This window comes from Paenibacillus sp. NPDC057967 (assembly GCF_042887015.1).
Classification (GTDB): domain Bacteria; phylum Bacillota; class Bacilli; order Paenibacillales; family Paenibacillaceae; genus Pristimantibacillus.
Window position 1 is genome coordinate 614,560 of record NZ_JBHVQB010000004.1, and the last position, 9,879, is coordinate 624,438.

At 50.9% G+C, this 9,879-nt stretch carries 10 protein-coding genes; 5 read left to right on the forward strand and 5 right to left on the reverse strand.

Translation table 11 applies throughout. The annotated features are described in order from the left end of the window. Window positions 1-48: 48 nt before the first annotated feature. Window positions 49-864, reverse strand: coding sequence for a YesL family protein (locus ACFVSO_RS13460; RefSeq protein WP_387474230.1), 816 nt, complete (start codon window positions 862-864; stop codon window positions 49-51). 160 nt (window positions 865-1,024) lie between these two features. Here ACFVSO_RS13460 and ACFVSO_RS13465 point away from each other — a divergent pair, with 160 nt between their 5' ends. Beyond that, window positions 1,025-1,141: a YjcZ family sporulation protein gene (locus ACFVSO_RS13465; RefSeq protein ID WP_387474232.1), complete on the forward strand. Its 117-nt coding sequence runs from the start codon at window positions 1,025-1,027 to the stop codon at window positions 1,139-1,141. An 81-nt stretch (window positions 1,142-1,222) separates the two neighbouring features. Here the strand turns inward: ACFVSO_RS13465 and cshA are convergent, their stop codons facing one another. Beyond that, window positions 1,223-2,815: a degradosome RNA helicase CshA gene (cshA, locus tag ACFVSO_RS13470; RefSeq protein WP_387474233.1), complete on the reverse strand. Its 1,593-nt coding sequence runs from the start codon at window positions 2,813-2,815 to the stop codon at window positions 1,223-1,225. A 175-nt stretch (window positions 2,816-2,990) separates the two neighbouring features. Between cshA and ACFVSO_RS13475 the strand changes: the two genes are divergently transcribed. The 3 genes from ACFVSO_RS13475 (at window position 2,991) to ACFVSO_RS13485 (ending at window position 5,587) form a co-directional block, all read left to right on the forward strand. Then, window positions 2,991-3,794, forward strand: a complete 804-nt coding sequence (locus ACFVSO_RS13475) for a YitT family protein (RefSeq protein WP_387474292.1) — start codon at window positions 2,991-2,993, stop codon at window positions 3,792-3,794. A gap of 201 nt (window positions 3,795-3,995) precedes the next feature. Beyond that, window positions 3,996-4,190, forward strand: a complete 195-nt coding sequence (locus ACFVSO_RS13480) for a hypothetical protein (protein WP_387474235.1) — start codon at window positions 3,996-3,998, stop codon at window positions 4,188-4,190. Between the two features lie 200 nt (window positions 4,191-4,390). Further along, complete coding sequence (locus ACFVSO_RS13485) at window positions 4,391-5,587, forward strand: putative glycoside hydrolase (protein WP_387474237.1); 1,197 nt, start codon at window positions 4,391-4,393, stop codon at window positions 5,585-5,587. Window positions 5,588-5,685: 98 nt separating this feature from the next. On the opposite strand, the gene pfkA is transcribed toward ACFVSO_RS13485, so the two are convergent. The 3 genes from pfkA to ACFVSO_RS13500 all read right to left on the reverse strand — a co-directional run bounded on the left by pfkA (window position 5,686) and on the right by ACFVSO_RS13500 (window position 8,108). Continuing rightward, the gene (gene pfkA / locus ACFVSO_RS13490; protein WP_387474239.1) at window positions 5,686-6,654 is read right to left on the reverse strand and encodes a 6-phosphofructokinase; all 969 of its coding nucleotides are present in this window, start codon (window positions 6,652-6,654) and stop codon (window positions 5,686-5,688) included. A 27-nt stretch (window positions 6,655-6,681) separates the two neighbouring features. Further along, a complete protein-coding gene (locus tag ACFVSO_RS13495) occupies window positions 6,682-7,710 on the reverse strand; it encodes a tetraprenyl-beta-curcumene synthase family protein (RefSeq protein WP_387474294.1) in 1,029 nt (342 codons plus the stop codon). An 80-nt stretch (window positions 7,711-7,790) separates the two neighbouring features. Then, window positions 7,791-8,108 carry a hypothetical protein gene (locus ACFVSO_RS13500; protein WP_387474241.1) on the reverse strand — a complete coding sequence of 106 codons (318 nt, stop codon included), beginning with the start codon at window positions 8,106-8,108 and terminating at the stop codon, window positions 7,791-7,793. A 123-nt stretch (window positions 8,109-8,231) separates the two neighbouring features. Here ACFVSO_RS13500 and ACFVSO_RS13505 point away from each other — a divergent pair, with 123 nt between their 5' ends. Continuing rightward, on the forward strand, window positions 8,232-9,419 hold the full coding sequence (locus ACFVSO_RS13505) for an MFS transporter (protein ID WP_387474243.1): 1,188 nt from the start codon (window positions 8,232-8,234) through the stop codon (window positions 9,417-9,419). The last annotated feature ends 460 nt before the right edge of the window (window positions 9,420-9,879 follow it).

Below are 9,879 nucleotides of genomic sequence, written 5' to 3' on the forward strand. Positions count from 1 at the left end.
CTATTATAGACCTAACTTCATTAAAAGTAAACGCCGATGCCCAATTAATTATTTGGTATTATTGGGATTGTCCTTGAGCAGTTCTTCACGGTTCAGCTCTGCCGCCTCTTCCGCCGCTTCTTCCTCGGACTGCTTCAACTTCTCCGCTTGCTCCTGCAGCTTAATATAGATCAGATTAAAGTTCCAGAATGCGATAAACGCGACTATACTGCCCATAAAGAACGGAATCAGGAAAGTCAGGTGGAACAAGCTGATGTAAATAACGAGGCCGCACATCATAACCGTCGATAAGGAGCGAATCGGCTTGCCAATCGTAATCAGTATCGCATTTTTAACCAATTGAAACGTTTTCATGTGGTAATGCACGAGCATTGAGAAATAATTGAATAAGGAAGCAAAGAGCAAGGCCAGGAATGCCAGGAAAATATAGGACGCAATGGCCATCTGGTCTCTGTAGAAGAAATAGTTGACGACCATCAATACGATCAGAATCGTGTAAATGAACCCGCCTATCATGCTCTGTTTGTAGTTCTCTTTGTAGCCTCGGAAATACGTTTTGAATAACGCGACATCAGCCTCTCCCGTCACCCACTTGCGTGCGACTGTGAACATAGCAGCCGTTGCCGGGAACAATGTGAATGGCGCCACGATACAGGTTAATATGATTGGCAGCATCAGATAAGGCAGCACGCCATTTTCCGTAAGCATTTCTTCCGTAATCCCTTGCGGATATACAAAAACAAACGAAAAAACTAAAAACACAAACGGCAGCGAACAAATAATCCACAATAGATTAATGACCGCCAACCTCATGATCCATTCGGAGATTCGGTAGAATCCCCCCATAAGTCCTCTTGGTTCCATCAGTTCTGCCTCCACAGTAAGTGAGTGTCTTGCCGTTGCTGACCAGGGTCATTGGACCGCCCAAATTTGAAGGTGCTAGGCCCCCGTCTAATCCACTTGGACGTATTTGCATAGGATATTAGTGTTAACCCATTCAGATGATTAAAAGGAGGTTGCTACAATGGGCAACGTTGGTCCTGGTTATGCAGGTGGCTATGGCGGTTTTAATTCCGTAGGTGCCATTCTCGTCTTATTTATCCTTTTGGTTATCATCTCCAAAACAATCCTATGCTACTAAGCACTAAGCCGAGATAAAAAGAACGGGGAAGTCCGGGATGCCCGCAAGGCATCACGGACTTCCCCCGCTTTTTGTCGCGTATTAGTTGTCCTCGGACGAGCTCTTCGGACGACGGTAGTCACTGCGGCCTTCGCTGCTGCGCTTGCTGTAGCTGCTGCTGCCACCGTTGTATCCGCCGCTGCTGCGATTCTCGCCGCCACGGTATCCGCCGCCGCTGCCGCTGCTGCGTCTGTCATCGCGTCCGCGGTATCCGCCGCCACCGCTACCGCTGCTGCGGTTGCCGCCATAAGAGCTTCCGCCGCTGCGGTTGAATGGACGACCGTTGGAACGGATATCCGGTCTGCGTTTTTTCGCGCGAAGCGGCTCTTCTGGAGTCAGTTCGATCTCGATGTTCTTCTTCTCGCCTGTAAGCAACTTAATCGTTGCTGCAAGCAGATGAACGGAATCGTATTGTTCCAGCAATTGAATCGCAATCGCTTTGTACTCGTTGAACTCTTCGTTCTGTACCACTTCAAGCACGCGCTCTGCTGTCACGCGCTGCTTGCCTTCGATCGCTTCCGCCAAGCTAGGCAGAGGCTTGCGGTTCATGCGTTGGCGCGTAATGCGCTCGATGAAATGCAGGTGATCGATCTCGCGAGGCGTTACGAACGACCAAGCTGTACCCTCTTTGCCTGCGCGTCCTGTACGTCCGATACGGTGAACGTAGCTCTCCGGATCTTGCGGCAAGTCAAAGTTGATTACGTGCGTTACGCCCGATACGTCGAGGCCGCGGGCCGCAACGTCTGTCGCAACAAGCACATCAATGCTTCCGTCGCGGAACTTGCGCATGACATTGTCACGCTGATTCTGCGACAGGTCGCCATGAAGGCCGTCAGCCGAATAGCCGCGCTTCTGAAGCGCTTCGCTCAGCTCGTCTACGCGACGCTTCGTACGTCCGAAGATGATCGCAAGCTCTGGAGATTCCATATCCAGCAAGCGGCTGAGTGCTTCGAACTTCTGGCGCTCATGCACTTCAATGTACGATTGCTCAATTGAAGGTGCTGTTATTTGTTTCGGGATTACCGATACATGCTCAGGGTCCTTCAGGAATTGCTGAGCAAGCTTCTGAATGTTGACCGGCATTGTAGCCGAGAACAGCATCGTTTGACGCTCATCAGGAACCAACTTCAGAATGGACTGGATGTCCTCCATAAAGCCCATGTCCAGCATCTCATCCGCTTCGTCGAGAACGACTGTCTGAACGTCTTCCAGACGAATCGTCTTGCGGTTGATGTGGTCAAGCAAACGACCTGGCGTACCAATAATAATTTGCGGGCGTTTCTTCAGCGCGCGAATCTGACGGCCGATCTCTTGGCCACCATAGATTGGCAGCGAGCGCAAGCCTTTGTATCGAGTAAGCTTCCCGATCTCCTCTGCCACCTGAATAGCGAGTTCACGGGTCGGCGTCATAATCAATGCGACAATGCGATCCTCGCTTGTCGGAATTTTGTTAATTAGCGGGATTCCGAACGCCGCTGTTTTTCCCGTACCGGTCTGGGCTTGGCCAATTAAATCTCTGCCTGTCATAGCCACTGGGATGGATTGAGACTGAATCGGTGTCGATTCCTCAAATCCAAGTTCCGTAATTGCTTGCAACACTTTAGGTTCCAAGCCAAATTCAGCAAATGTTTTCAAACTCTTCTCATACTCCTTCTATCTACAGCCTTCTTAAGAATATCCAAACCATTATAGCACAACTTAGAAGATGAATACCAGCCAACGTTGGAAAGCCATACTAATGCAACTACAATTACGGTTTGGAGCGATTGGATTGAATCATTACAAACAGCGCTACTTGCTGGCCTTGCCCATGATGACCCTCGGCTCTCTGCTCGTAGCGACAGGCTTCAATTTGTTTCTCATTCCCCACCAGTTATTAAGCGGCGGTCTATCTGGCATATCCATGATGATCGGCTACATAACGGGCGGAAATATCGGCTGGCTGTATCTGGTGCTGAATTTGCCCGTCTTGATCTGGGGATGGTTCGCGCTGGGCAGACGCTTCGTCTTGTGGAGCATGTATTCCGTCGCCTTGGCTACCTTGTTCCTGCAGCTTATCCCGGTGACTCAAGTTGCCGACGATATTCTGCTTGGCGCTGTATTCGGCGGGATAATTGTCGGCTTCGGAAGCGGGCTGGCTCTCCGGTACGGCGGTTCCTCAGGCGGCTTCGACATTGTTGCTTCGATTGTCACCCGAAGGCGCGATCTGCCCATCGGCATGATCATTTTTTTGCTCAACGGACTGGTCATTGTCATCCTCATCTTGTTTTTGGGGGATTGGGACCTTGCCCTGTACTCGTTGTTCGCCATCTTTACCGCCGGCAAAGTGATCGATCTCATTCACGTCAAGCACTTGAAGGTAACCGCCTTTATCGTCACTACCAGGACCGAAGAAATATTGGCCAAGCTGCTCCCCCACCCGCGCGGCATTACGATCATGCGAACACGCGGAGCTTATTCGTCCAGCGACAAGGATATGCTGATGACCGTTCGAACCAAATTCGAGCTTGCCGAGCTGTGCAAAACCATAACTACGATCGATCCGCACGCATTCATCAACATTGTGGAGACCGCAGGTGTGGTCGGCGACTTTAGAAGGCATGAGTCCAGATGATCTACGCAAGTATGGATTTTCCAGCGATAACTATGTTTTTGAAAATGTTCCTGTTATAATGGTAATATCCCGCAGCTTATCGCGGGCATTCGATTAACAGCATCTTTTTTCGCTGGTCGAAGGCCCCTCAGTTTCATGCCATAGGTTTTCCCCTTGTCGCTTTCTAGTTCATCACAATTAGGATGAAAGGGTGAGGCTAAGATGGATATGGAAACGGTCAAATTGTCACGGATTGTAGAAAGACTTGCCCCGGAGCTCAGTCCTTTTCTTACTTCCCGCGAGCTGGACCTCACAATCGTGCTTAGGGATGGTCTGGAAGTGCTGGAACCCGCTGACGCTATGGAAATTGTGCAGCACAGCATATGCAATGGGCAGAAGCAGACTTTGTTACAATGACAGTTTAGTTCGGGAAGTACGTTTTGAACCCGCAAGCCAGCCGACTCCTGTCTCGGCTGGCTTTTTGTTCGCTTCCGCAACAAAAAAAGTTTACAATCCGTCCGTAAGTGGTAAAAAAGGGGGATGACCGGGACAACTTCTGTGGCTTATACTTTGGTATGAACCGCCTCATTCAGATCAGACCGCAAGGAGAGAGCATAATGGACATAATCGTAACGGCCTTCATGTTATTGTATAGTTTGCTGACAGGATCAGGTGATGACAGCGCCAATGTTCAGAAGCTTGCCGTAGCTTATCTTAATGCCGCGGCAGGAGAAACGATCGTGCAACCGGATTCTTCCGGCTTGCCGGGCGGGAAGCCAAGCAATCCGAATGGCGCCATCGTCAAGAAGGACCCGCAGCCGGATACACCGCCGATCAAAGGCATCTACGTAACCTCGCATAGCGCCGGCGGCTCGCGAATGGAGTCCCTATTGAAGCTGGTCGACGAGACCGATCTGAACAGTATGGTTATTGATATCAAAGACGACAACGGCTATATTACGTACCCGACAACAACGCCAGAGCTTCTCGAAGTCGGCACTGCCAAAAAATTTATCGGCAATATCGAAGAATTGATGACCACACTGAAGACGCATGATATCTATCCGATTGCTAGAATCGTTGTCTTTAAAGATACCGTCCTGTCCGTCAAGCGCCCGGATTTATCCTTCCTGCAGCCTGACGGCACGATCTGGAAGAACGGCCGGGGCGAGAGCTTCGTCAATCCTTATCGTCAGGAAGTATGGGATTACAATATTGCGCTCGCCAAGGAAGCCGCCAAGCTTGGCTTCAAGGAAATCCAATTTGACTACGTCAGATTCCCGGAAGGTTTCGAGAATAGAGCGGATACGCTCTCGTTCAACAAAACGGAACTATCTCGCGTTGATGCCGTGGCCGGTTTCGTGAAATACGCGCGCGAGCAGCTAGAGCCTCTTGGGGTACGCATCTCCATCGATATATTCGGATATGCGGCTTCCGTACCGTCCGCAGAGGGTATCGGCCAGGATTTCGTGAAAATCTCGAACGACGTCCATGTTATCTCGCCAATGATCTATCCGAGCCATTACAGCACCGGATGGTTCAAGCAGAAGGCGCCCGATCTCAGTCCTTACGAAACGATAAAAGGCGCGATGGACGATACGCACGAGAAATTGAAGGAAACCGGTGAGCTGAAGCCGATTATCCGGCCTTGGATACAGGACTTCACGGCAAGCTGGCTGGGCAAAGGCAACTATAAGAAATACGGCAAAGCCGAAGTCGAGGCCCAGATCAAGGCGCTCCACGACTCCGGAGTCACCGAATACTTGCTTTGGAATGCGGGCAACAAATATTCGCCAGGAGTCGATTACAAGTAGACGGATAGGCACAACAATAAGGCGCTCCCGATTGATGATCAATCGGGAGCGCCTTTTGTTATGACTATAGCGAGTATAGCCATACTGGTCTGCTTCTATTACTGCGAGAGGCGAAGCGCCAGATCGTACATATTCATATCGAAAGGTTTCTTCGTGTTTACAACTTCCTCGATGTCTGTCATAACAAGTTCGCCCTTCACAACTCCGCAAGATTTGCCGGAGTTGCCTTCAATCAGCTGTCTCACGGCGAAGTCGCCTAATCTGCTTGCCAAGATTCGGTCAGCAGCCGTCGGCGTGCCTCCGCGCTGAATATGGCCAAGCACCGTTACTCTTGCTTCGATGCCGCTAATTTCGGTAATTTTTTGCGATACTTCCTCGCCCTTAGCCGCACCTTCCGCTACAACGATGATGCTGTGGCGCTTGCCGTTCGCGAAGTTAGTTTTCATACGCTCTGCCACTTCGTTCAGGTCAAATGGCACTTCCGGCACAAGAATCGTCTCAGCACCGCTGGCAAGTCCCGCGTAGAGAGCGATATCGCCGCAATGGCGGCCCATTACTTCTACGATCGAAGACCGCTCATGAGAAGACATCGTATCGCGGATTTTGTTGATCGCATCCACAACGATACTCACTGCAGTATCAAAGCCGATCGTAACATCTGTGAACGGGATATCATTGTCGATCGTTCCTGGCAAAGCCATCGTCTTGATGCCCAGCTTGCTGAGTTTGTTTGCGCCATGGTAGGAACCATCGCCGCCAATCACAACCAGACCTTCAATCCCGCGCGCACGCAAAATATCTGCGCCGCGCTGCTGGCCTTCCGATGTCATAAACTCCTTGCAGCGAGCAGTCTGAAGGATCGTACCGCCTCGCTGAATAATATCACCTACGCTGCGCAAATCCATCGGGCGCAAATCATCGTTCAGCAAGCCCTGATAGCCGCGCTGTACGCCGTATACCTCCAACCCGTGAAACAATGCGCTGCGAACGACAGCGCGAACGGCAGCGTTCATTCCTTGCGAGTCTCCCCCGCTCGTCAATACTGCGATCGATTTAACTGCAGTCATGATTAACTCCTCCACATTTACGTAGTATTAAGCTTGTTGCTTGCGAATCCACATGCTATTGATGAGGAAAAACAGCCGGGTAAGCGGACTGTTCTTCATAAGCTGCTTGGATACGTCCTTCACTTCCGTCTGGTTACGGACCTTCGGATCGGACAGGTAAAGCGCCAGCAGCCCTTCAATAATCAGTTGATGGAAGCGGGACCCGGGGAGCGACTTAACATCCTCCCTTGCCCTGCCTACAATAAGGCCGATTCGCTCGACCATGAGGCTTTTATCCTCGTAATAGTTGCAAAAGTTCAGATCGCCGCCTATGTGGTCTTCTTCTTGATCGATCAAATAATCAAGCATGATATGTAGACCGCATACATGCGGAAAATAAATATGCCGAATGCTCTCGGCGTCTTTCTCGGACAAGCGCTCCTCGCTTGCGGCGAGAAACAGCATAAACATGCCGAGCGTTGAACCGGTAGCCGCAGCAAATTCATTCCACTTAAGATGAGGATACTTATGCTGGTGGAGCTCCCACCAAGCAAGCAATTGAGGCTCGCGCAAATCCTTGCGGATATGCTTGTACACCTGCAAATCGCCGTACAATCCTACCAATTCCTCCACATGAACGCGCACATTCCCGTAGGAAGGCAGCTTCGACACTTGATTCTGACAGGTGCGAACCAAATGATGCAGATAACCTCCGTCATCTCGCTCTTCACGAAGCGCATAATAGTCCTTCAGCTCCGCATCCGGGTTGACGGCATCCAGCATCGATTGATGCAGCAGCCGAAAATCATCTGCGTCCAGAGATGTGCTGCGGTCGCACAGGTTGTCCAAATAATCGCTAATGGTCTGCAGCGCCACAATAAGCGGAATGAGCACATCGCGATATTCCAGATTCGCCGCCGCATACACGCCGCCGCCTTGGCAGTGGAATTTCTTGTCATGCATGCTGCTCAGCGCCTGCGTCCGCAGCTCTTCATTCGGTATGGCTTCGGCGAGCGCCTTCAGCTTGTCAAGTTCGGCTCCAACGCCGGGCAATACGTATTTATACACACGATGCATCAGCTTAATGGGACCTTTGGGCGCTCTTCCGCCCGATAAAGTCGTAAGTCTCACTTCGCACCCCCTTGCGAGAAAGTCAGTCATGAATGCCGGCGCGATTCCAATTCCTGATTCATCCGATACCATATCTGCAAATCGTTGATACGGCTTGCCTGTTCCGCAATCTCGTAGTTGAGCACGCATGAACGCTTGAAATCTTCTTCTTCGTTAAGCTCCGACTGCTTGCCGTTGATCGTACGCTCCAGTTCCATGATCAGATCCGGAATTCGTCCGCGGATCAACTCCCACCTCTCAATCAAATGGGATTGCTCATCTTCGCTGTACTGACCCCATTCCTTCTCTAGCGAAGGCAGGTGTATGCGAAGCCGGTCGTTCCACACAAAATTGTATCCCGCCATTGTAAACCTCCACTCATAAATGTACCATTTTACAGGGTAATAATCCAGCCACAAATGGAAGGGTAACCATGCTATACTGAATGGTAAACGTTTTATAATCAGGGACGGAGTGAAACTGCTGCCATGAACACATCAGACACCGCTGCCAGCGGAATTTCCCCTACAGCCAAAAAAGAAACGCTTGCGCTGCGTGCATTCAGCTTCTCTACCTATTCGACCCAAGCGCTCATCATGTCCTTTATTCCATTATACTTTCTATCACAAGGATTCTCAGAGAGCCAGATTGGCATCATCTATTCATCCGGCCTGTTCGTATCGATTTTCGCCAATATTATTACCGGTCTTGCCAGCGACAAATTCCAGACGATCCGGAAAATCCTGATCGTGCTGCTATTCGGACAGCTTGCGATGATCTCGCTTCTGTTCCCTCTCGAAAACTTCGCTATGGTCTGCGTCGTCATGGCCGCCTTTTATTTCTTTCAGACACCAATGAACCCGTTAAGCGACAGTCTCATCCTGCTCTCCAGCCAGTATACGGGAACGCCTTACGCTTTGATTCGGATTTTTGGCTCACTGGGCTTCGCCCTTAGCGCTTACGGCTTTGGGCTGCTGTTTAAGGGTATCGGCTCGGAATGGACGATATTAGTAGCTCTATGCACCGTGTCTACCTCAATCGTGTTAAGTCTGTTTATCAAAGACTATCGCGGCAGTACGCGGAAAATCGAGTTTTCCGGCTTCTTCAAGCTGCTGCGTCAGCGCAATGTCATGCTGTTCTTTATGCTTATTTTGCTCGTATCGACTGCGCATCGCATGTACGAGAGCTTCCTGGCCGTCACGATGCGCCAGCTGGGCGCTAGCGACTCCCTCATTGGCCTTGCGCTGCTCATCTCGGCCTGCAGCGAGATTCCGATCTTGTTCCTGCTCGGCAAATACGGGCATAAATTCAAGGAGCTCCCGCTCCTGATCTTCGCATCGGTTATGTACGGAGTGCGCATGTGGCTCCTCAGCGAGATCGAGGATCCGCGCTGGATCGTCGCTACGCAGGCGATGCACAGCGTATCATTCGGCGTCTACTTCTCTACGGCGCTGCGCTATATCTCGCAGCTCATTCCGAACGAATTCCGCGCTTCCGGCCAGGCCGTCTACACGGTCATCTGGACCGGCGTCGCCGGCCTCATCAGCGGCGTGCTGGGCGGCCTTGTCTATGAGCAGTTTGGCCGCGTCGCGTTCTACCATATCGCGACAGGCGTCGCGACCGCCGCCGCAGTCGGCTTCCTGCTCTACTTCCTTAGCAAATACGGGAAGGAGTGAGGTTGGCGGGGGGCTTGGTTTGTAGTAGTCGTGTGCCCGTATGAATCCCTTAAAGTGAGGACACTGAGTAGTAGTAACTCTTAGCACTGGCTTGCTTAGGAATAAGTCGGTTTGACCGACTTACTGCTCACTCGGGCGCGCTGCCTCCCTTTTAAGTCGATATGAACGACCTAATCCCTCAGAAACCCGCTTTGCCTTGCTTTTAGTCGGTTTGACCGACTTATTGCTCACTCGGGCGCGTTCCTCCCTTTTAAGTCGATATGAACGACCTAATCCCTCGGAAATCCGCTTTGCCTTGCTTTTAGTCGGTTTGACCGACTTATTCCTGCCTTTTCGAGCGCTGTCACCCTTTTTAGTCGATATGACTATATAGCCCCCTAATCCAGTTGGACACTTTCTCCACTTCAGATACACTAAGAATAGGTGGAGGAGTTATCCATGAAAAGACGGTTTCGGTGTC